The 22,663-nt window shown below is 70.0% G+C and carries 20 protein-coding genes; 1 reads left to right on the top strand and 19 read right to left on the bottom strand.

Translation table 11 applies throughout. The annotated features are described in order from the left end of the window. Window positions 1-8: 8 nt before the first annotated feature. The 17 genes from EDF33_RS13220 to EDF33_RS13140 all read right to left on the bottom strand — a co-directional run bounded on the left by EDF33_RS13220 (window position 9) and on the right by EDF33_RS13140 (window position 19,954). On the bottom strand, window positions 9-5,885 hold the full coding sequence (locus EDF33_RS13220) for an Ig-like domain-containing protein (RefSeq protein ID WP_165918820.1): 5,877 nt from the start codon (window positions 5,883-5,885) through the stop codon (window positions 9-11). Then, complete coding sequence (locus EDF33_RS13215; RefSeq protein WP_132100281.1) at window positions 5,882-7,294, bottom strand: serine/threonine-protein kinase; 1,413 nt, start codon at window positions 7,292-7,294, stop codon at window positions 5,882-5,884. Before EDF33_RS13215 ends, EDF33_RS13220 begins: the two co-directional genes overlap by 4 nt. 140 nt (window positions 7,295-7,434) lie before the next feature. Next, window positions 7,435-8,256: a protein phosphatase 2C domain-containing protein gene (locus tag EDF33_RS13210; protein WP_123294286.1), complete on the bottom strand. Its 822-nt coding sequence runs from the start codon at window positions 8,254-8,256 to the stop codon at window positions 7,435-7,437. A gap of 3 nt (window positions 8,257-8,259) precedes the next feature. Next, entirely contained in the window at window positions 8,260-9,033 is a 774-nt protein-coding gene (locus EDF33_RS13205; protein ID WP_132100280.1) for an FHA domain-containing protein, read from the bottom strand. Window positions 9,034-9,085: 52 nt separating this feature from the next. Beyond that, window positions 9,086-9,664, bottom strand: a complete 579-nt coding sequence (locus EDF33_RS13200) for a hypothetical protein (RefSeq protein WP_132100279.1) — start codon at window positions 9,662-9,664, stop codon at window positions 9,086-9,088. A 104-nt stretch (window positions 9,665-9,768) separates the two neighbouring features. Continuing rightward, entirely contained in the window at window positions 9,769-10,530 is a 762-nt protein-coding gene (gene yaaA / locus EDF33_RS13195; RefSeq protein WP_132100278.1) for a peroxide stress protein YaaA, read from the bottom strand. Window positions 10,531-10,535: 5 nt separating this feature from the next. Continuing rightward, entirely contained in the window at window positions 10,536-10,799 is a 264-nt protein-coding gene (locus tag EDF33_RS13190; protein ID WP_017885743.1) for a F0F1 ATP synthase subunit epsilon, read from the bottom strand. Window position 10,800: 1 nt separating this feature from the next. Beyond that, entirely contained in the window at window positions 10,801-12,255 is a 1,455-nt protein-coding gene (atpD, locus tag EDF33_RS13185) for a F0F1 ATP synthase subunit beta (RefSeq protein WP_065959250.1), read from the bottom strand. A gap of 47 nt (window positions 12,256-12,302) precedes the next feature. Then, on the bottom strand, window positions 12,303-13,205 hold the full coding sequence (locus EDF33_RS13180) for a F0F1 ATP synthase subunit gamma (RefSeq protein ID WP_123339744.1): 903 nt from the start codon (window positions 13,203-13,205) through the stop codon (window positions 12,303-12,305). After that, a complete protein-coding gene (gene atpA, locus EDF33_RS13175) occupies window positions 13,206-14,834 on the bottom strand; it encodes a F0F1 ATP synthase subunit alpha (protein WP_123339745.1) in 1,629 nt (542 codons plus the stop codon). Between the two features lie 107 nt (window positions 14,835-14,941). Continuing rightward, window positions 14,942-15,736, bottom strand: a complete 795-nt coding sequence (locus tag EDF33_RS13170) for a F0F1 ATP synthase subunit delta (RefSeq protein WP_132100277.1) — start codon at window positions 15,734-15,736, stop codon at window positions 14,942-14,944. Between the two features lie 2 nt (window positions 15,737-15,738). Further along, window positions 15,739-16,293, bottom strand: coding sequence for a F0F1 ATP synthase subunit B (locus tag EDF33_RS13165; protein WP_123294280.1), 555 nt, complete (start codon window positions 16,291-16,293; stop codon window positions 15,739-15,741). Window positions 16,294-16,302: 9 nt separating this feature from the next. Then, complete coding sequence (gene atpE, locus EDF33_RS13160; RefSeq protein ID WP_027465781.1) at window positions 16,303-16,539, bottom strand: ATP synthase F0 subunit C; 237 nt, start codon at window positions 16,537-16,539, stop codon at window positions 16,303-16,305. A gap of 61 nt (window positions 16,540-16,600) precedes the next feature. After that, the gene (gene atpB / locus EDF33_RS13155; RefSeq protein ID WP_111084153.1) at window positions 16,601-17,413 is read right to left on the bottom strand and encodes a F0F1 ATP synthase subunit A; all 813 of its coding nucleotides are present in this window, start codon (window positions 17,411-17,413) and stop codon (window positions 16,601-16,603) included. A gap of 155 nt (window positions 17,414-17,568) precedes the next feature. Next, window positions 17,569-18,060, bottom strand: a complete 492-nt coding sequence (locus EDF33_RS13150; protein ID WP_123294279.1) for a hypothetical protein — start codon at window positions 18,058-18,060, stop codon at window positions 17,569-17,571. Further along, window positions 18,057-19,283, bottom strand: coding sequence for an MraY family glycosyltransferase (locus EDF33_RS13145; RefSeq protein WP_111083866.1), 1,227 nt, complete (start codon window positions 19,281-19,283; stop codon window positions 18,057-18,059). The genes EDF33_RS13150 and EDF33_RS13145 overlap by 4 nt, the downstream gene beginning before the upstream one ends. Continuing rightward, a complete protein-coding gene (locus EDF33_RS13140) occupies window positions 19,280-19,954 on the bottom strand; it encodes an L-threonylcarbamoyladenylate synthase (protein WP_132100276.1) in 675 nt (224 codons plus the stop codon). The genes EDF33_RS13145 and EDF33_RS13140 overlap by 4 nt, the downstream gene beginning before the upstream one ends. Before the next feature lie 37 nt (window positions 19,955-19,991). Here EDF33_RS13140 and EDF33_RS13135 point away from each other — a divergent pair, with 37 nt between their 5' ends. Further along, a complete protein-coding gene (locus tag EDF33_RS13135) occupies window positions 19,992-20,642 on the top strand; it encodes an HAD family phosphatase (protein WP_165918819.1) in 651 nt (216 codons plus the stop codon). A 36-nt stretch (window positions 20,643-20,678) separates the two neighbouring features. On the opposite strand, the gene prmC is transcribed toward EDF33_RS13135, so the two are convergent. Next, window positions 20,679-21,551, bottom strand: coding sequence for a peptide chain release factor N(5)-glutamine methyltransferase (gene prmC, locus EDF33_RS13130; protein WP_132100274.1), 873 nt, complete (start codon window positions 21,549-21,551; stop codon window positions 20,679-20,681). 28 nt (window positions 21,552-21,579) lie between these two features. After that, entirely contained in the window at window positions 21,580-22,662 is a 1,083-nt protein-coding gene (prfA, locus tag EDF33_RS13125) for a peptide chain release factor 1 (RefSeq protein ID WP_111083862.1), read from the bottom strand. Window position 22,663 lies beyond the last annotated feature (1 nt).

Here is a 22,663-nt window from a genome sequence, read left to right as displayed (position 1 = left end):
GAACCGGGTCAGCCGGGCGCGGGTTCCGGATCGGGCTCACCCGGAACGGACGGCTCCGGCTCGGGATCCGGCACCGGCGCTGCTGCGATCCGTGCGCTCGGCGGGTTCGGGTCCTCGTGCCCGTCGACGATGGCCGCGACGACCACGTAGTTCGCGAGGAGCGAGTCCTCGACCGTCGGCAAGGCGTTCGGCGCGTAGACCTGACCGCCGCCGCAGGGCCGGTCGACCAGGCAGAACGACACGCGGTAGCCCGAGGGCTGGTACCCGCTGTTGCTCGGCGCCGCGTTCACGGTGACCTGGGTGCCGGCGGTCATCGAGTCCGGGAGCGTCGCACGTGTCTGGACCGGTCGGAGTCCGTCCACCGTGCTGCCGCTGCCGCAGAAGTTCGACGTGCCGTCGGCACACGCCACCACGGTCACGCTGACCGCAGACCCGAAGGCCACGCCACTCACCCACGAACCGTTGGCGCCGAACGACACGAGGCCGCCGCCGTTCACCGAGTACGCGAAGTGGTCGATCGATCCGTTCGGGCTCGCCTGGGCGCGCGGGTTGCGGATCCGGATCGCGTAGGTGCCGTCGTCATCGCTGAACTTCTCCACGGCGATGTCGGCGGACGCGGTACCCGGTGCCGCGTACCCCTGGACGGACGCCGCACGGCTCGGCGTGCAGAACAGGCCGTTGTCGGCCAGTGCGACGTACTGGAAGTTCCCGTTCGAGCTCAACGTGTCCGTCGCGCTGCTGCCGTCCCACTTCTTGTCCGAGCCCGTGGTCGTGCAACCGCCGGGGATGTCGACGCCCGGCGGGTAGCGGACGATCGTGAGCGTCCGACCGCTGCCGGCCCAGTCGCTCTCCGTCGCGCTCAGCGAGACCGTCGTCTTCCCCGGGGACTGGTCACGCGTCGCGTTCAGCGTCGGGGCCGCGGGCGTCCCGACGGCCGTACCCGTGGCCGATGCCGAGTTCCACTGCACGACGGTGCCGTTGCGGTCCGCGTCGTTCCGGGCCGAGATCGTCACCTTGTACTGCGCGGCGCTCTGGGCTCCGGTGAACGAGGTGCTCGTCGCCGTGCCGGTGTGCCGGGTACCGGACAGCCCCGGTCCCTCGATGGTGACGATGTAGTCGTCGACCGCGCTGCCACGGTTCGGAGCGGGAACGGCCTTCCACGCGACGTCGAGCTGGTTCGGCGTCGACCCGTTCGGTGTGACGGTGATGCCCTTCGGCGGCGCCGGCACGTAGTCGGCGCTGATCGTGGCCGAGCTGCCCGACGGCTTCGAGTCGCCGATCGCGTTCGTGGCGATGACCTGGAAGCGGTACGACGCCTTCGGGTCGAGGCCCGTCAGGGTGCAGACCGTGGCGGTGCCGCAGTTCTTCGCGACGCCGTTCGTGCCGGTGACGCGGTACCCGGTGATCGGCGAGTTGTTGCCCTGCGGGGTCGACCAGGTCAGCGTGGCCTGGCCACCGTCGTAGGACCCGGTCCGGGTTGGCGTGCCGGGGGCGTCGGGGACGTCCTGCACCGAGATCGTCACGTCACCCCAGACGTAGCGGTCCGGGTCGTTCGTGGCGTCGGCGACCTGGTACTGCAGGTGGGCGTCCACCGGCTTGGCGCTGTCGGAGACGCGGACCTGCAGACGGGTGCGGTCGCCGCTCGGGGTCACGGAGACGCCGCTCGGCAGCCCGCCGGACAGACCACGGATGTTCACGACGCGCAACCGCTGTCCGGGGAACGGGTTCGTCGGCTGGTCGTTCGTCAGGACGTCGATGGTGGTCGTCGCACCGCGCTTGGTGATCGACCGGTCGGCGCCGGGTTGCACGAGCGGACGCGTCGAGGCCACGACCCCGACGGTCACGGTGCCGGCACGTCCGGCGTTCGCGTCGTCCTGCACCCCGATGCCGATCGACGCCGTGGTGTTCTTCTTCGCGGTGTCGGCGACCGTGATGGTCAGCTGCTGCTTGGAGATCGTGGCGGTGGTGCCGGCCGCTGGACGGCCGACGACGGAGTAGCGCAGCTCCGGCAGGTCCTTCGGGTACGGGTAGTCGGTGAGCTTCGTCAGGTCGACGGTGCGCGTCTCACCAGGCTGCATCTCGACCGCCGAGCCGGTGAACGCCGGCGGCTGGTTCGACCGCGGCGTCACGATGACCGGGAGCACGAGCGTCGCGACCCGCCCCTTCCCGCCGTTGGCCGCGGAACCGTCCGTGACCTCGAACGAGATCGACGCGTTGCCGTAGTACAGCTTCGACGAGGTGAACTGCAGCGTCGACGAGTCCACGACCAGGCTCTGGCCGTTCGCGTGCGTCGCCTTCACCGTGCCGCGGTCCGTGATCGTCGCCGTCTGGCCGTTCGCGGTCACGACGTAGTCCTCGAGCGGGATCCGGACCGTCGCCTCGCTCTTCACGGTGACGGCACCGGCCGAGCGGTTGATCTGCGGCAGGGCGTCGTCGAACCCGGGGACGTTGATGAAGCCGTAGGACACGATGTCGGGGTGGTCGACCCGTGCGACCGAGAACGGGATGACCTGGGACTCGTCGGTGAGCCGGACCGTGATCCGTCCGTCGTCGGTGAGCCGTGCGGTGTCGCCGTAGCCGTCGACGATCCCGACCTGCAGGTCGGCAGCGGTGCCCTCGGCGAAGAAGACGTTCTCGAGCACGTCGACGGTCACGCTCTCGCGCCGCAGGATGTCCTGCAGGTCGAGGGTCGTGTCGTCGACCTCGGGGCGGAGGGGTTGCGCGTCCGGGTCGACCGTGACGGTGAGGAACGCGGTGCTCGATCCCCCGCTGGCGTTCGCCACCGTGTAGAGCACGGCGTAGTCGCCCGACTTCGCGGTCTTCGGGGGTGTGACCCGGATCTGCTGCTTCCGCAGGATCTTCGCCGACACGTCGTCGGCGGTGGGCTCGGCCGCCGACACGGTGAGCTGACCCCCCTCGGGGTCGGAGTCGTTCTGCAGCACCCGCACGGTCACCGAACCGCCGGGTCGGATGGTCACGTGGTCGGCCTCGGCGACGGGGTTCGACGCCTGTTCGGCCCGGGGGGCGATGCCCACGCGGACGGTACCGGTGGCACGCGCGCCGAGGGCGTCGACCACCGTGTAGGTGAACTCGTCGGTGCCGGCCGAGTAGTCGCCGGCCTCGTAGGTCAGCGCGTCGGACGCGACGTCGGTGACGGAGCCCTTGTCGGGGTTCGACCCGACGCCGACGAGCTGCACCGAGTCGCCGTCCGGGTCGATCCCGTTCAGCGGCACCGAGATCCGCACCGACGAACCCGCCACGACCCGGGCGGTCACGGTCTGCGGGACCGGCGGGTTGTTCGTCGCCGCGTCCCGTTCGCGCACCGAGATCGAGACGGCGGCGTCGGCGTACTGGCCGTCCGGACCGGCGACCCGGTAGACGGCGGTGTAGTTGCCGGGGGTCTTCGGCGCGAGGTAGCGCAGGTGGTCGCCCGAGGCGAACAACAGACCGCCGTCACCGGGCACGTTCTGCACGAGCTCGGGCTCGAGGGTCAGGGGCTCGCCCTCGGGCTGGGTGTCGTTGTCGAGCACGTCGATGTTCGCGACGTCGCCGACCCGGACGGTCGCGCTGTCGGGCTGGGCGACGGGCGGCTGGATCCGGTCGGGCTTGGGGATCTCGACGACGGTGATCGTGCCGGTGGACGACGCCAGGCCGTTCGTCTCGGTGTACCCGAACGACACCGGCCCGTCGAGCGGTGCGGTCAGCGTGACGCGCACGGTGTGCTGGTCGAGGATGCTCGCCTGGACCCCGCTGCCCCGCACCGGTCCGTCGAGGGCGGTGACGAGCAGCACCCCGCCCGCCGGGTCGATGTCGGTCGCGGTGACGTCGGTGTCCTTGCTCGACAGCGTGTTGACGAAGACCGTCTTCGGGGTCGTGATGGGCGCGGTCGAGGCGTCCGGCGGCGCGAGGATCGTGACCCGGACGATGCCGCTCGACGTCTTCACACCGTCGGTCACGGTGTACTCGAGCTGGTGGTCGCCGGCGCTCGCCCCCTGCACCCGGAACGTGCCCGCGTCGTAGCTCGGGGTGACCGTCAGCCCCGCCGACGACGACACACTCGTGAGGGTCACGGTGCCGTTGCCGCCGCGGACGTGGTCGAGCGGCTCCACCGTGAAGGCCTTGCCGGCGTAGCCCTGCACCGGGAACGGGTCGGCACGCAGCGGCACACTCCCCTGCTTCGCCACGCGCACGGTCACCGAGCCACGGCCGTCGGCGCGTCCGTCGCTCACGACGAGCTGCACGGCACGGTCACCCGTCCGGCCGCTGTCCGCCCGGAAGTCGAGCAGGCCGTCCGGGGTGGTCGACACCCGGTCGCCGTCCGAGGCGGTCGCGGACTTCAGGTACACCGGGTCGCCGTCGGGGTCGACCCAGTCGCCGAGCACGCTGCTGACGACGTGTCCGTTCTGCACCACGTCCGCCGAGGTGTCACGCACCTGTCGCGGGGCCTCGTTCTGCGACTCCGGCCGCACCGTGACGCGGACGGTCGCAGTGTCCGACCCGCCGTTGCCGTCGGTGATCGTGTACGGGAAGGTCACGGTGCCGGTCGCGCGCGACGACAGCGTGACCTGCAGCCGTTGGCCGTCGGCGACGATGGCGACGCGGCCGGCGGACTCCGAGATGGACCCGACCTCGCTCACGATGATCGGGTCACCGTTCGGGTCGTAGTCGTTGAGCAGGACCGGGAGGCTCGTGGTGCGTCCCGGACGAGCGCCCAGGTCGTCGTCCACCGCCACCGGCGGCTTCTGGTCCTTGTCGACCTCGGGGTCGTCGTCGGAGACCTGCTCCTGCTGCTGCTCGTCGTCCTGCTTGATGAGGTCGGCCCAGTTGTCGATGAGCTGGCCACTACGGTCGATCGCCCAGGAACGACCGCTCGACGGGTCGTTGGCGACGACGGTCTGCCCGTTGTGCAGGATCTGCATCGTGCTGGTCCCGCCGGTGCTCGCGAGCCGCTGGAGGGCGTTGCCGTCGCAGGTGTCGATCGCCTGGCCACCGGCCCACGCCGCGTAGGTGCAGGACCCGTCGACGTAGGGGCGCGCCGCACGCCCGGACACCTGGAGCGCGGTGGCGTCGACGGCCCCCGAGGCGCTGACCCGGACGAGTCCGGCGGTGCCCGCGACGGTGACGTCGGACGAGGTGTCCGACGAGCGCTGGAGCGCGGGTGACGCGCCGACCCGGTCGCCGAGCTCCGCGGTGCGGCCGTCGATCGACAGGGCGCCGCTGGTGCGGTCGAGCACGGCCAGGTGGCCGTCGAAGGTCGCGACCTGGAAGTCGTCGGTGCGGTCCATGTCGACCTTCCACCGTTGGTCGACGGACAACGTCGATCCGACGTCGACGAGCGATGCCGTGCCGGTCTTCGCCGAGTACACCGCGACGTGTCCGTCCGAGGCGTCGAAGACGGTGTCCGCCCCGAGCGTCAGGTCGGCCTTGGTCGAGGCGTCGAACTCGGCGAGGTCGGCCGCGGGCGTCGCCCACAGCTCGCCGGTGTCCTGGTTGCCGATCACCGCGGTGTCCCCCGCGAAGAAGACCTGGGGTGTCCCCGCGGGCAGGGTCACGGCGTCGCCGACGGTGGCGTCGGCGACGTCGACCTTGGCCACGGTCCCCTTGGTCTGGTCGACGCTGTAGACCATGGACCCGCGCTGCAGCACGGCCAGGTCGTCGCTCGCGGTCTCGACGGCGGTGTTCAGCTGGAGGACCCCGGTGTTGGCCCGGCCGACCGCTCCGTACTCGGCGGAGGGCACCCAGACGGTGCCGTCCCCGAGGTCGACGCGCTGCGTGTGGTACCCGGTCGAGACGATCGCGGTCGTCGCGACGACCGCGGCGACCAGGATGGAGACCCCGGTGGTGACGGCTGCGGATCGGTGCTTCGCGACGAGCGCGCGGATCACCCGGTGCTCCCGACGGTCGCGCACTTCTGCGCGCTCGCTGCACCGGTCTTGCCGTCGCGGTTGACCGCGACCGCGATGCACTCCTCGTCGCCGCGCTCCCCGGAGACGACGAACGTGGTGCCAGTCTGCTGGCTGGACGCGCCGTTCGACGAGATGACGTAGGTGTCGCCGCTCTTCAGCCCCGGGTCCGCCCACGAGAACGACACCGCCTGCGCCGAGGGCTGTGCGCGGACGTCCGCCACCACGGGGATCGCCCCGGCGCCGAGCCGCCCGACGACGACCACGGTCGCGATGGCGAGGGCGGCGACCACGACGACGGCGAGGGACGTCGCCCAGACGAGTGTCGACCGGGTGCGTCGACGAGCACGTGTGACCGATCCGGTGCGGTGGACGGTGCCGACGCTCTGCGAACCGCCGGCGACGACGCCGCCCTGGACCGCGCGACGGGTGCGGCGACGGGCGCCGACCCGCGACGGCGGCTGGAGCTCCCGGATCATGGTCCGGTCGCCCTCCGGGGTCGGGGTCGCGATTGCCCACGCCTCGACCGCGACGTCGGCCGCGGTCTGCGGGATCCCGAGCTCGGCCTCGACCTGCTGGAACCCGCGCACGAGTTCGAGCACGGTCGTCGGGCGCGACGGCACCTTGCGGGACAGCGCGGTGGCGAGCAGGCGCTCGAGCGACGGTGGGACGTCGGTGCGACCGGTGGGCTTGACGCCGCCCTTGTCGATCCGGCTCATGAGGTCGCTCGCACCGTTCTTGCCGCCCCGGACCTCGAACGGGCTGCGGCCGGCGAGCAGGGAGTACACGGTGGCGGCGAGGGAATACACCTCGGACTGGATCGTGCCGCGGGACTCGTCGATCAGGACCTCGGGAGCCGACCACGGGATCGACATGCCGATGGGCTCGTCCGGGTCGGTCCCGCCGATGGTGGCCGCGATGCCGAAGTCGGACAGCACGGGGTTGCCGTACGCCGTGAGCAGGATGTTCGACGGTTTGATGTCACGGTGGAGCACGCCTTCGCGGTGCGCGGTCTCGAGGGCGGACCCGATCCGGACACCGATCGAGAGCACCTCGGACACCGGGATCGGCTCCCGCCGGTACCGCTCGCTGAGCGACGAGGAGCACAGCTCCATCACGAGGTACGGACGTCCGTCGGCCGCCACGCTCGCCTGGAACACCGTGAGGATCGACGGGTGGGTGCTGAGCCGGGCCATCAGGTTGGCCTCGGCCTGGAACATCTGCCGGACGCGGTCGTCGACGACCTCGTCGAGCAGCACCTTCACCGCGACCTGACGACGCGGCATGTCCTGCTCGTAGAGGAAGACGTCGGCGAAGCCACCGGAACCGAGGACGTGCACGGGGCTGAAGCCGCCGATCACGGGCGGGTTGGACGGCAGGCGACGCGCCATCGACATCTCCTCCCCGGCCGAGCGGCCAACTCTCTCGTCGTGGCACAGTCATTGTACGAAGCGCCGGTGACCGTCGATCCGCACACCGACCACCTGTGGACGGGCGCGCTCCCCCAGTTCGGGGGGTCCTGTGCCGGCGGTCAGTGCCGCGGGAGGGTGTCCTCGAGGTCGCCGTCGTCCGGGGCGGCGTCGACCTGGAGCACCACGACGGTGACGTTGTCGCGGCCCCCGGCGACGACCGCGTCGCCGACGAGGCGTTCGGCGAGTCCCTGCGCACCGGCTTCCCGCGCCGCGATGCGCGCGATGCCGGCGTCGCCGAGCTCCTTCGTCAGGCCGTCGGAGCAGACGATGTACCGGTCGCCCGCGCGGAGCGGCAGGGTCCACCAGTCGGGCGCCGGCGGTTCGCCGAACCCGACCGCGCGGGTGATGACGTTGCTGTCCGGGTGCTGTTCGGCGTCCTCGGCCCGCAGCAGCCCGGCGTCGACCATCTCCTGCACCACGGAGTGGTCCACGGTGACGCGGCGCAGCACGCCGTCCTCGATCCGGTAGGTCCGCGAGTCGCCGACGTTGAAGACGAGGGCGGCCGGCTGCCCGAGCGACGCGACCAGGGCGATGCCGGTGACGGTCGTGCCCGCTCCGATCGCGTTGCCGCCGGCTGCGCGCTCGATGTCGGCCGTGGCGAGCAGCAGCGCCCGCTGGATGCCCTGCCGCGTGGTGAAGGGCTCCTGCGTCACCTGCTCGAGTCGACGCACGACGGCGTCGCTCGCGCGGTCGCCGGCGAGGTGTCCGCCCATGCCGTCGGCGACGACGAAGAACGGCGCCCCGACGATGTAGCTGTCCTCGTTGTGGTCACGGCGACGACCGACGTCGGTCGCGGCTCCCCACGAGAGCGTCAGGGTGGCGCCGTCGGCACCGGGGACGTCGATGGCGTGCGCAGTCGCTGCTCGGCCGAGTTCGGTCACGTTTCAGGATCGCTCTCTGGGGGTTCGGGGCGTGCCGTGTGCTGTCTGGTCGGTGGGCCACGGGGGAACCGGTGGGAACCCGTCTGCCGTCGGTGCGACCCGGAGGTACGGCGAGAGGACCTCGATGGCGTTGCCGTCACCGACCTCGACTACCGTACCCGTCAGCGCGACGATCGACGCACCCGATGCCATGCGGTACACCGGCGCGCCGGCCGGTCGGACGACGGTGCCGTTCGTGGACCGCAGGTCCTGCACCACCACGGCTTCGCCCTCGGCGTGGATGCGGACGTGCGAGGACGACACCTGCCCGTTGGCGGACCGGACCGTCACGAGTTCCGGTTCGGGGCCGCTGGTGATCCGCGGCAGCGACGGACGCCGTCCGATGACGACCGGGTGGTCCAGGCGGAAGGTCCGGTCGCCGATGCGGATCGACGGCACGCGCGCCGCGGGCGCGGCAGGGGCGGACGGGAGGCCCGTGGCGGCTCCGGCGGGCACGCTCGGTCCGGCGGCGCTCCGGACACGGGCGCGGACGACCGTGTCCTCCGGGTCGGCTCCGTCGTCGGCAGGATCGTCGGCTCTGTCGTCGGCACGGTCGCCGGCTCCGTCGTCGGCACGGTCACCGACCGGTTCGGACGGCTCCGTGCGCGGCCGGATGACGGTGTCGCCGAGCACGTCGTCGAAGCGATCGCCGGCACCGGCACCGCGGGGTCGCCGGATGACGGTGTCCTCGATGTCGTCGTCGCGCAACCGGAGCCCTTCGGATGTGGTGTCCTCCACCGTAGACGATCCGGTCGACCCGTCACACCGCGCCGTCGGCCGTCCGCGCTGGTCACGATCGGTGCCGGTCACGACGGGGCCCGGCCCACGTCGGCGCACTGCCGGCCAGGACCGACCGCAGGACCAGCCCGGCGAGCGGGTCGTCGGCACGGGTCTCGAGGGCGTAGCGCGCCCGTGTCTCGGCGCGGGCCGACGACCCGAGCGCCCACGCACACCAGGCCCCGAGTGCGAGCGCACCGGCGGCTCCGGCCGTACAGTCCACCTGACCACCCTCGGCGCGCCAGACCCGCCAGGCCTCGGCACACCGGTCGCCAGCCGTGCGCAGACGAGCACGGTCCGGTTCCGGTCCGAGGCCGTGCAACGCCGGCGGCGTCGGCTCGTCGAACGGGTCGAACCCCCGGATGGCCCGCGGATCCGGCTGGTCTCGGGCGGCGAGGAACGGGATGAGCGCCATGCGGGTCGACAGCGCACCGCAGGCGGTGACGATCGCGATCGCGCCGACGCGGGAGCAAGCGCCGACGCCGGACGTGACCAGCGCTGCGGCCGCTGCCGGGAGGGTGACCGCCGCCGCGATCTCGCGAGGGAACCGGACTGCGGTGTGGTCGGGGGTGTGTGCCGTCAAGGGGATCATGCACGCCATCGAAGCGTGATCCGGGCCTCCAGTCAGGCACGAACCGACCACCTGTGGACAGCAGCGCCCCGGCCCGACCTGTGGAGGACGGACCGGGGCGCTGATCAGACGGTGACGGGTTCCAGGCTCTCGGCGACCAGGTCCCAGCCGGAGTCGCTGCGTTCGACCACGACGCCGTTCGCGGCGGCCCAGTCCACAAGGTCGTCCATGGCCGTGACGACCGCTCCGGTGCGCGCGAGCAACGCGACCAGTCGGCCCTTCGCCGTCTTGTTCCAGTGGTTCAACGCCCGCCGCCGACCGGAGCCGTCGATGCTCACGACGCGCGGGGCGACCGCCTCCGGGACGGGACCGAGCTGGCGGTAGCCCTCGGACCGGAGGTCGAGCACCAGGCCGTCCGCCCGCTCGGCCAGGACCCGGGACGAGGCCGCGGGCCAGTGCGACGCCAATCGGATCGTCCCGAGCCGGGAGTCGTGCGACAGGCGGTACGCCGGGATCGGGTCACCAGCACCGATCGGTCCGAACATGGCCGACTGCACGACCACGTGGTCGTGCCACCACGCCCGCGTCGACGCGTCGGCGGTCTGCGCGCCGAGGGGGTCGTAGAGCACCCCCGTGTAGCGCTCGATCGCCGGCATCGTGCCCGACGTGTCGAGTTCGAGGTTGCGGAACCGTTCGGCGATCGACTTCGGGCCGAGCTTCAGAGCCGTCCTGGCCGAGGACTCCCCGGAACTGACAGAGCGGGCCGCGGTGATCACCGCGGCCCGCTCTTCGGCCAGTTCCGGGAACGAGAGTGCACGCAGATCGAGCGTGCGGCTCGTGTCCCCACCCTCCCGCTTCGTCTCCGAAGGCGGGAGGAGGACGGTCAGTCCGGTCAGGACGCCAGCGCGGCCTGCCGCGCGACGATCGTCACCGTGTCGTGCTCCACCGACAGGAAGCCGTCTTCGGCGTCGACCGCGACGGTCGACCCATCAGCCCGCGTGATGCGGACCTGACCCTGCGCGAGGATCGCGAGCATCGGCTCGTGTCCCGCGAGGATGCCGATCTGGCCCTCTGTCGTGCGTGCGACGACCATGGTGGTGTCGCCCGACCAGACCTCACGGTCGGCCGAGACGACGCTCACGTTGAGACCCGCCATGTCAGCGGTTCTCCTTCTGGATCTGTGCCCACTTCTCTTCCACGTCGTTGATGCCACCGACGTTGAAGAACGCCTGCGTCGCAACGTGGTCGAACTCGCCGTCGGCGATGGCGCGGAAGGACTCGATCGTGTCCTTGAGCGGCACCGTGGAGCCCTCGACGCCCGTGAACTTCTTCGCCATGTACGTGTTCTGCGAGAGGAACTGCTGGATACGACGAGCGCGCTCGACCGTGATCTTGTCCTCTTCGGAGAGCTCGTCGACACCGAGGATGGCGATGATCTCCTGCAGTTCCTTGTTCTTCTGGAGGATCTGCTTGACGCGCGTGGCCGTCTCGTAGTGGTCGGCGCCCAGGTACCGCGGGTCCATGATCCGCGACGTCGAGGTCAGCGGGTCGATCGCGGGGTACAGACCCTGCGACGCGATCTCACGCGAGAGCTCGGTGGTCGCGTCGAGGTGCGCGAACGTGGTGGCCGGAGCCGGGTCGGTGTAGTCGTCAGCCGGCACGTAGATCGCCTGCAGCGAGGTGATCGAGTGACCACGCGTCGAGGTGATGCGCTCCTGGAGCACACCCATCTCGTCGGCGAGGTTGGGCTGGTAGCCCACGGCGGACGGCATGCGACCGAGCAACGTCGAGACCTCGGAGCCGGCCTGCGTGAAGCGGAAGATGTTGTCGATGAAGAGGAGCACGTCCTGCTTCTGGACATCGCGGAAGTACTCCGCCATCGTCAGCGCCGACAGGGCCACGCGGAGACGCGTTCCCGGCGGCTCGTCCATCTGGCCGAACACGAGGGCCGTCTTGTCGAAGACCCCCGCCTCTTCCATCTCACCGATGAGGTCGTTGCCCTCACGGGTGCGCTCACCGACACCGGCGAACACCGACACACCGCCGTGGTCCTGCGCAACGCGCTGGATCATCTCCTGGATGAGGACCGTCTTGCCGACGCCCGCACCACCGAAGAGGCCGATCTTGCCACCCTGCACGTACGGGGTGAGGAGGTCGATGGACTTGATGCCGGTCTCGAACATCGAGGTCTTCGACTCGAGCTGGTCGAAGGCCGGGGCCTTGCGGTGGATCGGCCAGCGCTCGGTGATCTCGAGCTTCTCGTCCGTGTTGAGCACGTTCCCGAGGACGTCGAAGACCTTGCCCTTGGTGACGTCGCCGACGGGGACCGAGATCGGAGCGCCCGAGTCACGGACCTCCTGGCCACGGACCAGGCCGTCGGTCGGCTTCAGGGAGATGGCACGGACCAGGTCGTCGCCCAGGTGCTGGGCGACCTCGAGGCCGATCTCCTGCGACGAGTCACCGATGGTGATGGTCGTGAACAGGAGGTTGTACATCTCCGGGATTGCGTCGTGGGGGAACTCGATGTCGACGACGGGACCCGTGACACGGGCGATCCGGCCGACACCGGGCGCCGACGACGTCTCGACCGCGGTGGTTGCGGTGTCGGTCATGGCTGGTGCCTTCCTGAGGGTGGGTATCTGTCCGCGAACGACGCGGACTACTTCTTCTTCGACGAGAGGGCGTCGGCGCCGCCGACGATCTCGGAGATCTGCTGCGTGATCTCCGCCTGACGCGCGTTGTTCGCGAGTCGGGTGAAGTCACGGATCAGCGAGTCCGCGTTGTCGCTGGCCGCCTTCATCGCCTTCTGACGCGCGGCGTGCTCGGAAGCAGCCGACTGCAGCATGGCGTTGAAGATGCGGCTCTCGATGTAGACCGGGAGCAGCGAGTCGAGCACCGCATCGGCGTCCGGCTCGAACTCGTAGAGCGGCAGGGGCTCGTTGCCCTCGGGCTCCTCGACCCCTTCGACGACCTCGAGGGGCAGCAGGCGAACGACCTGCGGCTCCTGCGTCGCCATGCTGAGGAACCGGTTGAACACGATGTGGATCTCGTCCACGCCGCCCTCTGCGGTGTCCTGGAGGAACTTCGCCACGACGGCGTCGCCGATCTCCTTGGCCGTCGAGAACTCGGGCTGGTCGGTGTTGCCGACCCACTGCTGCTCCGACGCACGCTCACGGAACGCGAAGTACCCGACGGACTTGCGGCCGACCAGGTAGTAGACGACGTCCTTGCCCTCGCTGCGGAGCAGGGAGGCGAGCTCCTCGCCCTGCTTGAGGACGTTCGTGCTGAACGCGCCGTTCAGGCCGCGGTCCGAGGTGAAGAGCACCACGGCCGCACGGGTCGAGGACTCCGGCTCGGTGGTCAGCACGTGGTCGACGTTCGAGAACGTCGCCACGGCCGACACCGCACGCGTCACGGCTCGCGAGTACGGGCCGGACGCAGCCATGCGGGCCTGCGCCTTCTGGATCCGCGACGCCGAGATCAGTTCCATCGCGCGAGTGACCTTCTTCGTGGTCTTCGCGGACTTGATTCGCTGTCGGTAGACCCGGACCTGCGCTGCCATCTAGCGACGACCCTTGACGATCTGCTCCTGGTCAACGTCCTCGGAGTCTGCCGCGTCGAACTGCTCGGAGCCGAGGGTCTTGCCGTCGCTCGTCTGGAAGCTCTTCGTGAACTCGTCGATCTGCTTCGACATCTCGGCGACGGTCTCGTCGCTGAGCTGGTTCGTCTCGCGCAGGGTCGTCAGGACCTCGGAGTTGCGACGCAGGTGGTCGAGCAGTTCGGACTCGAAGCGCAGCACGTCCGGCACCGGGACGGTGTCGAGCTTGCCGTTGGTGCCGGCCCAGATCGAGACGACCTGCTCCTCGACCGGGTACGGCGAGTACTGCGGCTGCTTGAGGAGCTCGGTCAGACGGGCACCACGGTCCAGCTGACGACGCGACGCCTGGTCGAGGTCGGACGCGAACATCGCGAACGCCTCGAGGGAGCGGTACTGCGCCAGCTCGAGCTTCAGCGTGCCGGAGACCTTCTTGATCGACTTCACCTGGGCGTCACCACCGACGCGGGACACCGAGATGCCCACGTCGACGGCCGGACGCTGGTTCGCGTTGAAGAGGTCCGACTGCAGGAAGATCTGGCCGTCGGTGATGGAGATGACGTTGGTCGGGATGTACGCCGAGACGTCGTTCGCCTTGGTCTCGATGATCGGGAGACCCGTCATCGAACCGGCGCCGAGCTCGTCGGACAGCTTCGCGCAACGCTCCAGCAGACGGGAGTGCAGGTAGAAGACGTCACCCGGGTACGCCTCGCGCCCCGGCGGACGACGCAGGAGGAGCGACACGGCGCGGTAGGCCTCGGCCTGCTTCGACAGGTCGTCGAAGATGATGAGGACGTGCTTGCCGGAGTACATCCAGTGCTGGCCGATGGCCGAGCCGGTGTACGGGGCGAGGTACTTGAAGCCGGCCGGGTCGGACGCGGGGGCGGCGACGATGGTGGTGTACTCCATCGCGCCGGCGTCCTCGAGCGCACCCTTGACGGAGGCGATCGTGGAACCCTTCTGACCGATGGCGACGTAGATGCAGCGGACCTGCTTGTCCTCGTCGCCGGACTCCCAGTTGGCCTTCTGGTTGATGATCGTGTCGATCGCGATGGCCGTCTTGCCGGTCTGGCGGTCGCCGATGATCAGCTGACGCTGACCGCGGCCGACCGGGATCATCGCGTCGATGGCCTTGATGCCGGTCTGCAGCGGCTGGTGGACCGACTTGCGGGCCATGACGCCGGGAGCCTGGAGCTCGAGGGCGCGACGGCCCTCGGCAGCGATCTCGCCGAGACCGTCGATCGGGGCGCCGAGCGGGTCGACGACACGGCCGAGGAAGGCGTCGCCGACGGGGGCGGAGAGGACCTCACCCGTGCGGGTGACCTCCATGCCCTCTTCTATGCCGGCGAACTCGCCGAGCACGATGGCGCCGATCGAGTCTTCATCGAGGTTCTGCGCGAGGCCGAGCGTGCCGTCCGCGAAGCGGATGAGCTCGTTGGCCATGACGCCGGGGAGGCCCTCGACGTGCGCGATGCCGTCGCCGGCGTCGGTGACGTGCCCGACCTCGGCCGTGGAGGCCTTCGTCGGCTCGTAGTTCGAGACGAAGTCCTTCAGGGCATCACGGATCTCATCGGGGCTGATGGTGATGTCTGCCATGGGATTTTCCTTGTGGTTTTCCGGGGCCCTTCGGCTCCGAGAGGGTGACGCTGCCGGACTCGGCAGTTCCCGTTGTGGACTTGGGAGGAGCGGCTTCGACCGTACGCCTAGCCGGCGAGCTGGAGCCGGAGCTCCGAGAGCCGCGTGGACACGGTGCCGTCGATGACGTCGCCGCCGATCTGCACCCGGACCCCGCCGACGACCGTGGGGTCGACGACCTGGTTGATGCTGATGTCCTTGCCGTAGCGCTCGGCCAGCCCGCGTGCAACGCGTGCCGACTGGGCGGTCGTGAGTGCCGTGGCGGTGACCACGGTCGCGACGAGCTTGCCGTCCTGCTCGGCCACGATGCGCGAGGCATCGCGGACGAGTTCACCGATGCGGCGGCCGCGAGGCTGCTGCACGAGCGCGGAGACGATCGTCACGGTCTGCTGCGACGCCTTGGGGCCGAGGAGCCGCTCGACGAGCGCGCCCTTCTGCTCCGCGCTGCCGAGCTTCGTGCCGAGTGCCAGCTCGAGGCCGGCGTCCGAACGGACAGCGGTCTCGAAGGCGAACAGCTCGGACTCGATCGGCGAGTCGGTACCCGCGGTGGCGGCGACGGCGCGGATGCCCGCGTCCTCGATGCCGGCGAGCAGGTCCTGGTGCGAGGACCAGCGCGAGCCGGCCACCGCGGTCAGGACCGCACGAGTCGCGTGCGACTGACCGGCGAAGACGCGGTCGATGAGGACCTTCTTGCCGGCCGGGTCGGCCGTCGGGTCGGACAGCAGCCCGAGCAGCTGCGGCGCACCGGCGATCGCACGCCCGGAGGCGAGGATCTCGGCACCCACGGCCAGGTCGGCGCTCGAACCGAGGTCCGAGAGCACCGCCCTGGTGGACGCGAGTGCTTCTCTGGTAGCGCTGCGCATGCTCAGTGCTCCCCCGTCTTCGTGGCCTGCGAGGCCTCGAGGTCGGCGAGGAAGCGGTCGACGACTGCCGACGACTTGGCGTCGTCCTTGAGCGATTCGCCGATCACACCGGACGCGAGGTCGAGGGCAAGGGTGCCCACCTCGGACCGGAGGGACTGGACGGCGCTCTGACGCTCGGCTTCGATCTGCGCCTGGGCGTTGGCCGTGATGCGTGCTGCATCGGCCGCTGCCTGCTCGCGGACCTCGTTGCCGATCGCCGTGGCGTCGGCGCGGGCCTGCTCACGGATGCGGGACGCCTCGGAGCGGGCGTCGGCGAGCTGCTTGTTGTACTCGTCGAGCGCAGCAGCGGCCTGCTCCTGAGCAGCCTCTGCCTTCTTGATGCCACCCTCGATGGCCTCAGTGCGCTCATCGAGCATCTTCGTGATGCGCGGCGTGACGACACGCCACATCACCAGGAAGATGATGACGAAGGCCACCGCGGACCACACGATGTCGTACACCGGCGGAATGAGGGGGTTGTGCGTCTCCTCCGCCGCGATGATGAGTGCGTTGTGCATCGAGGAACCTTAGTTGGTGAAGATGAAGTACGTGGCGATGCCGATGAAGGCCAGGGCCTCGGTGAAGGCGATACCGATGTACATGAGGGTCGTCAGGCGGCCCTGGAGCTCGGGCTGGCGGGCGACGGACTCGATCGTCTTGCCGACGACGATGCCGACACCGATGGCCGGGCCGATCGCAGCGAGGCCGTAGCCAACCGTCGCGATGTTGCCGTTGATCTCCGCGAGAACGGTCGTTGCGTCCACGTGTTTTCCTTTCGAGGTGCGGGTCCGACGGTTGCCGGTCCCGTAGGGGGTCAGTGAGGAATCAGTGCTCGTCAGCCAGCGCCAGCTGGATGTAGACGGCGGTGAGGAGCATGAAGACGTAGGCCTGCAGCAGCGCGACGAGGATCTCGAAGAAGCTGAACGCGATGCCGAACGCGAGGGTCCCGACGCCGAAGGCCTTGAAGCCGAGCGAAGCGTCGAAGAAGAAGAACTGCGTGGCCGAGAAGAACAGGACGAGCAGCAGGTGCCCGACGACCATGTTCATCAGGAGTCGCAGGGTGAGCGTCACCGGACGGAGCACGAAGGTCGAGACGAGCTCGATCGGGGTCACGATGATGTAGAGGAACCACGGCACCCCGGGCGGGAAGAGCGAGTTCCGGAGGAACGTGCCCGGGTGCTTGCGGAGGCCGGCGTAGATGAACGCGACGTAGGCGACGATCGCGAGGATCATCGGCATCGCGATGCGACTGGTGCCGGCGAGGTTCATGCCCGGGATCAGACCGGTCAGGTTCATGAACAGCACGCCGAAGAAGATCGTCGCCAGGAGCGGCAGGAATCGCTTGCCGTCCTTCTCTCCGAGGTTGTCGAAGGTGTTGCGACGAACGACGTCGAACGCGTACTCGATGAACGCCTGACCGCGGTTCGGGACGAGCTTCAGCGCGCGGGTTCCCACGAAGGCGAACACCAGGAGCACGGCGACGGCGAAGAAGCGGATGAGGACGACCCGATCGATCTCGAACGGCGTCCCTGCGAAGAAGATCGCATCCGGGAAGAACTCGTTGATCGACGGACCATGGAACTCGGCGGCCTTGCTGCTCCCCGCCGCAACGGTGTCAACCGCAGCAGAGAGGGACAGGGGAAGAGCGTGGGATAGCAGCGCTGTCTCCTGTGTCGGCGCGCGCACATCATGGCACGCGATGGTGGACGTTGTGGAGGCTTGCCCGCTCCGAGCGAAAGGCTCCGGTGACGGACTCCGAGAAGCCTATCAGGTGCGAGAGGCTTCCCGGCTTCTCAGTTGCGGGGGGTCGGGTTCTCAGCGTCCGCGGAGCCACCGGACCCGTCGCCGGGCAGCTGCACGCCGATCGGGATGCGGGCCTTCGCCACCGCGACGACGTCGATGACCAGGGACCCGACGACCCCCGCGATGATCACGATCGCGAGCACCGGGAAGTCCACCCAGGTGCGGTCCTTCAGCGCCACGAGCAGCACGATGAAGACGATGAACTTGAGCAGCCAGGTGCCCATCACGATGCCGAAGAAGGCCCCGGAGATCATCTGCCCCTTGGACACACGCAGCGCGACGAGGACACTGACCGCGGTGAGGCCGAGGAACACCACGCTGAGCACGGCTCCGAGCAGGCCGCCGACGAGCCCGGGGGTGTCGGCGACGAGCAGCCCCACGACTCCCCCGACGATCGCCAGGGCGACCGCGAGCACGGCGCCCCACGTGATGATGCGGCGGAACACCGGCCGGACGTGGTCGAGCGCGTTCGGTGCGGTCACGTGATGTCTCCTGGGATCGTGCGGTCGTTGGCGGCCCGGTCGAGCGGGTCGAGGCTGGCGTCCACCACGGCGGCGGAACGGTTGGCGGTCTGGGCAGCGATCTCGGTGCGCTTCCGGCCGAGCGGCGCGAACGTGGCGACGGCGCACACGGTGAAGCCGACCGCGACGAAGGCGACCACCCAGTACCAGTCCACGAACAGGAACAGCAGGCACCCGACCGCGACGGTGGCGGTCCACGCGTAGAAGATCAGGACGGCGTGGAAGTGCGAGTGCCCCATGTCGAGCAGACGGTGGTGCAGGTGCTTGCGGTCGGCCGAGAACGGTGACTTGCCGGCGCTGAGCCGCCGGGTGACCGCCAGGCCGAAGTCCAGGATCGGCACGATCAGGATCGCGAAGGGCAGCAGGATCGGGATGAACGCCGGCAGCAGCGCCTGGCGTGTCTGCACTGCGGCGGGGTCGATGTTGCCCGTGACCGACACCGCGCTCGTGGCCATCAGGAAGCCGACGAGCAGCGCTCCGGCGTCGCCCATGAAGAGCTTCGCCGGGTGCCAGTTGAGGATGAGGAACCCGAAGCAGGACCCGACGAGCACCGCCGTCAGCAGTGACGGCAGGTTGAAGAAGAACTCGGTCTGCACGACCACGCGGTTGATGAAGAACGTGTAGAGGAAGAACACCCCGCCGGCGATGATCGCGACCCCGGCGACCAGGCCGTCGAGTCCGTCGATGAAGTTCACCGCGTTCATCACGAGCACCACCGCCAGCACCGTGAAGATCAGGCTCATGTACGACGAGCCCACGCCCAGGGTGTTGCCGATCGGCAGCGACACGATCGCGACGCCCTGCCAGGCGAGGATGCCCGCGGCGATGATCTGCCCGGCGAGCTTCGTCATCCAGTCGAGGTCCCAGATGTCGTCAGCGACACCCAGCACCACGATGATCGTCGCGCCCCCGAGCACCGCCAGCACGCGCCCGGGTTCGGAGAACACGAGCCGGAAGTAGTCGGTCCCCGCGATCGACGGGAACAGGAACCACGCCGCCAACAGCGACACGATGACGCCGATGTACATCGCGATCCCGCCGAGGCGCGGAGTCGGCGTGCGGTGCACGTCGCGCTCGCGGACCTGGGGGTACCACTTGTACTTCAGCCCGAGTTTCCACACCAGCACGCTGACCAGGAAGCTCACGACCGCGGCGATCGCCCCCGCCAGCAGGTAGTACTTCATCCGACGAGGTCGGCTCCGACGACCCGGATGATCTCGTCGTCGGAGATCACCCCGTGTCGGACGATGCGGAGCTTCCCGCCGTCCGACAGCCCCGTCGCGTCGACGATCGTCGAGCCGGTGGAGGCTTCGAAGCCCTCGTGCTCCCCGATCGCGCCGCCGTCCAGGTACACGGCGACGCTGTCGCCGAGCATCCGCTCCGCGGCATCGACGTCCATCGCGGCCGGGTCGCCGGTCGAGTTCGCGGACGAGACCGCGAGCGGACCGACCTCTTGCAGGAGCTCGAGCGCGATCCGCGAGTCCGGCATCCGCAGGGCGACCGTGCCCCGCGTCTCGCCGAGGTCCCAGTCGAGCGACGGTTGCGCGCGCAGGATCACGGTCAGGCCGCCGGGCCAGAACTCGGCGACGAGGTCGCGCACCTGCTGCGGCACGTCGCTCGCGAGCGCGTCGAGCGTCGGCGGGCCGGGGATCAACACCGGCGGCGGCGACTGCCGCGTCCGGCCCTTCGCGTCGAGCAGCCGCTGGACGGCGACCGCGTTGAAGGCGTCCGCGGCGAGGCCGTAGACGGTGTCGGTGGGGACGACGACGAGGTCTCCGCGCCCGAGGGCGGCACGTGCGAGCCGCATCCCGGTCAGGAGCCCGTCGGAGTCGGTGCAGTCGTATCGGGATGCCATGACTCGACGATGATAGTGCGACACAATGGAGGACATCGTGAACGAGACCCCTGCGCCCCACCTCCTGTTCCTCTTCGACATGGACGACGTCCTGGTCCGGTACGACTGGCAGGTGCGGATGGCCGCACTCTCCGAGTTCACCGGACACGAGTTCGAGGAGCTCCGACGCCGCTGGTGGGACTGCGGCCACGAGATGCGTGCCGAGGCCGGTGGCTTCGCCGACGGCGACGAGTACCTCGCCGCGTTCGAGCGGGCGATGGAGTGCGACGTCCCGGAGGCCGAGTGGGCCCGGATCCGCGGCTCCGCGATGACCGAGCTGCCGGAGCGCATCGAGGCCGTCCGGATCGCGAGCGAGCACGGGCGTGTCGGCCTGCTCACCAACAACGGGCCGCTCGCGGGTCGGTGGATCCACCAGTGGGCACCGTCACTGCCGGGGCTGTTCGGCGAGCACCTGGACACGTCGAGCAACTTCGGCGCCCGCAAGCCCGAGCCCGAGGTCTTCCTCCGCGCGCTCGAGCACCACGACGTGCCCGCCGAGCGCACGTTCTTCGCCGACGACATGCCGGAGAACATCGCGGGTGCCCGGAGCGTCGGCATCCACGCGGTCCTGGTCGAGCGCGACACCGACCTGCGCGAGCACGTCCGCGCCTTCGTCGCGCAGCAGCGCGAGGCCTCCCCCGTCGCCTGACCGACACACCGACCGGGAGGCCCGGGGTGCGTCCGCCTACCGGGTCGCGGTGGTCGTGCGGTCGCGACCCGTCAGGTCGACGTGCGTCTCCGGGGTCCGGAACCCCCGACGCGCCAGGACCTCGCGGACGCCGGCGCCCTGCGGCTCGGCGTGCTCGATGACGAGCACCCCGCCGGGCACGAGCAACCGCCACGCCGTCTCGGCCAGGGCGCGCACGGCGTCGAGGCCGTCCGGTCCGCCGTACAGCGCCATCGCGGGGTCGTGGTCGCGGACCTCGGGGTCGATCGGGATCGCGTCGTCCGGCACGTACGGCGGGTTCGACACCACGACGGACACGGTGCCGTCGAGTTCGGGCAGCGCGTCGGCGAGGTCGCCCTCGACGAGTCGCACCGTGCCGCCGTGGGCGTCGGTGTTCCGGCGAGTCCAGGGCAGGGCCTCGGGCGACCGTTCGACGGCGTACACGACGGCGTTCGGCACCTCGGTGTCCATGGCGATGGCGATCGCACCGCTGCCGGAGCCGAGGTCGACAGCGATCGGCGCCGGCACCGCGACGGCTCGGAGCGCGTCGATGCCGAACTGCACGACGCCCTCGGTCTCGGGACGGGGCACGAACACGCCGGGTCCGACCGCCAGGGTCAGCGCTCGGAAGTACGCCTGCCCGGTGATGTGCTGCAGCGGCTCGCGGGTGCTCCGCCGGGCGATCGCGTGCCGGAAGCGCTCGACGTGCTCCGGAGCGATCGCGCCGCCGGTCATCGCGCGGGCCTGTACCGCACCGCGCGAGGTGTCGGTCGCCCACGCGAGCAGCAGCTCGGCGTCGACCTGGGGCGTCGGGACGCCGGACGCGACGAGCGCCGCGGCCGCCTGCTCGAGCAGGCGATCCGCGGCGAACGTGAGGGGCGTGTCGGACACGAGCCGGGCCTCCAGGCGGGGTGAGCGGTTACGCGTCCTGGTCGCCGATGGCGGCCAGACGTGCCTCTTCGTCCGCCTGGATGGCGGATTGGACGACGGGCTCGAGCGCACCGTTCATGACGCGGTCCAGGTCGTACGCCTTGTAGCCGGTGCGGTGGTCCGCGATCCGGTTCTCCGGGAAGTTGTACGTCCGGATGCGCTCCGAACGGTCCATCCCGCGGATCTGCGACTTGCGCGCGTCCGAGGCGATCGCGTCGAGCTCCTCCTGCTGCCGCGCGAGGATGCGTGCGCGGAGCACGCGCATGCCGGCCTCACGGTTCTGCAGCTGCGACTTCTCGTTCTGCATCGCCACCGTGATGCCCGTGGGCAGGTGGGTGATGCGGACCGCGGAGTCCGTCGTGTTGACGGACTGCCCGCCGGGACCGGAGGACCGGTACACGTCGATCTTCAGGTCGTTCTGGTTGATCGCGACCTCTTCGGGCTCGTCGACCTCGGGGAACACCAGCACGCCGGTCGTCGAGGTGTGGATGCGCCCCTGCGACTCGGTCTGCGGCACGCGCTGCACACGGTGCACGCCGCCCTCGTACTTCAGGTGCGCCCAGACGCCCTGCGACGGGTCGGTCGTGTTCGACTTGATCGCGACCTGGACGTCCTTGTAGCCACCCAGGTCGGACTCGGTGCGCTCGAGGAGTTCGACCTTCCAGCCCTTGGTCTCGGCGTAGTGCGAGTACATGCGCAGGAGGTCGGCCGCGAACAGCGCCGATTCCTCGCCGCCCTCGCCGCCCTTGATCTCCATGATCACGTCGCGCCCGTCGTCGGGGTCGCGCGGGATGAGCAGCCGGCGGAGACGCTCCTGGCGCTCCGCCAACTGCTCCTCGAGCCCGGGGACCTCGTCCGCGAACGCCGAGTCCTCACGCGCGAGCTCCTGGGCGGCGGCGAGGTCGTCCCCCGCCGCCTGCCAGGACTCGTACGCGGACTTGATCTGGTTGAGCTCGGCGTAGCGCCGGTTCACCTTCTTCGCCCGGGCCGCATCGGCGTGGAGCGCGGGGTCCGACAGCTGCTGCGTCAGGTCCTCGTGTTCCGCCAGCAGCCCTGCCACCGACTCGAACACG

The sequence above is a fragment of the Curtobacterium sp. PhB146 genome (assembly GCF_004342995.1).
Classification (GTDB): Bacteria; Actinomycetota; Actinomycetes; order Actinomycetales; family Microbacteriaceae; genus Curtobacterium.
The sequence above is the reverse complement of the archived record's forward strand: the minus strand, read 5'-3'. Positions and strand labels throughout refer to the sequence as shown.

What these genes read in the sequence shown, in the direction of transcription:
- atpA (WP_123339745.1), bottom strand. Translation starts at nt 14,834, where the DNA reads ATGGCAGACATCACCATCAGCCCCGATGAGATCCGTGATGCCCTGAAG.
- EDF33_RS13200 (WP_132100279.1), bottom strand. Translation starts at nt 9,664, where the DNA reads ATGATCCCCTTGACGGCACACACCCCCGACCACACCGCAGTCCGGTTC.
- EDF33_RS13180 (WP_123339744.1), bottom strand. Translation starts at nt 13,205, where the DNA reads ATGGCAGCGCAGGTCCGGGTCTACCGACAGCGAATCAAGTCCGCGAAG.
- atpD (WP_065959250.1), bottom strand. Translation starts at nt 12,255, where the DNA reads ATGACCGACACCGCAACCACCGCGGTCGAGACGTCGTCGGCGCCCGGT.
- EDF33_RS13140 (WP_132100276.1), bottom strand. Translation starts at nt 19,954, where the DNA reads ATGGCATCCCGATACGACTGCACCGACTCCGACGGGCTCCTGACCGGG.
- EDF33_RS13165 (WP_123294280.1), bottom strand. Translation starts at nt 16,293, where the DNA reads ATGCACAACGCACTCATCATCGCGGCGGAGGAGACGCACAACCCCCTC.
- EDF33_RS13190 (WP_017885743.1), bottom strand. Translation starts at nt 10,799, where the DNA reads ATGGCGGGTCTCAACGTGAGCGTCGTCTCGGCCGACCGTGAGGTCTGG.
- EDF33_RS13215 (WP_132100281.1), bottom strand. Translation starts at nt 7,294, where the DNA reads ATGGCGCGTCGCCTGCCGTCCAACCCGCCCGTGATCGGCGGCTTCAGC.
- EDF33_RS13145 (WP_111083866.1), bottom strand. Translation starts at nt 19,283, where the DNA reads ATGAAGTACTACCTGCTGGCGGGGGCGATCGCCGCGGTCGTGAGCTTC.
- EDF33_RS13170 (WP_132100277.1), bottom strand. Translation starts at nt 15,736, where the DNA reads ATGCGCAGCGCTACCAGAGAAGCACTCGCGTCCACCAGGGCGGTGCTC.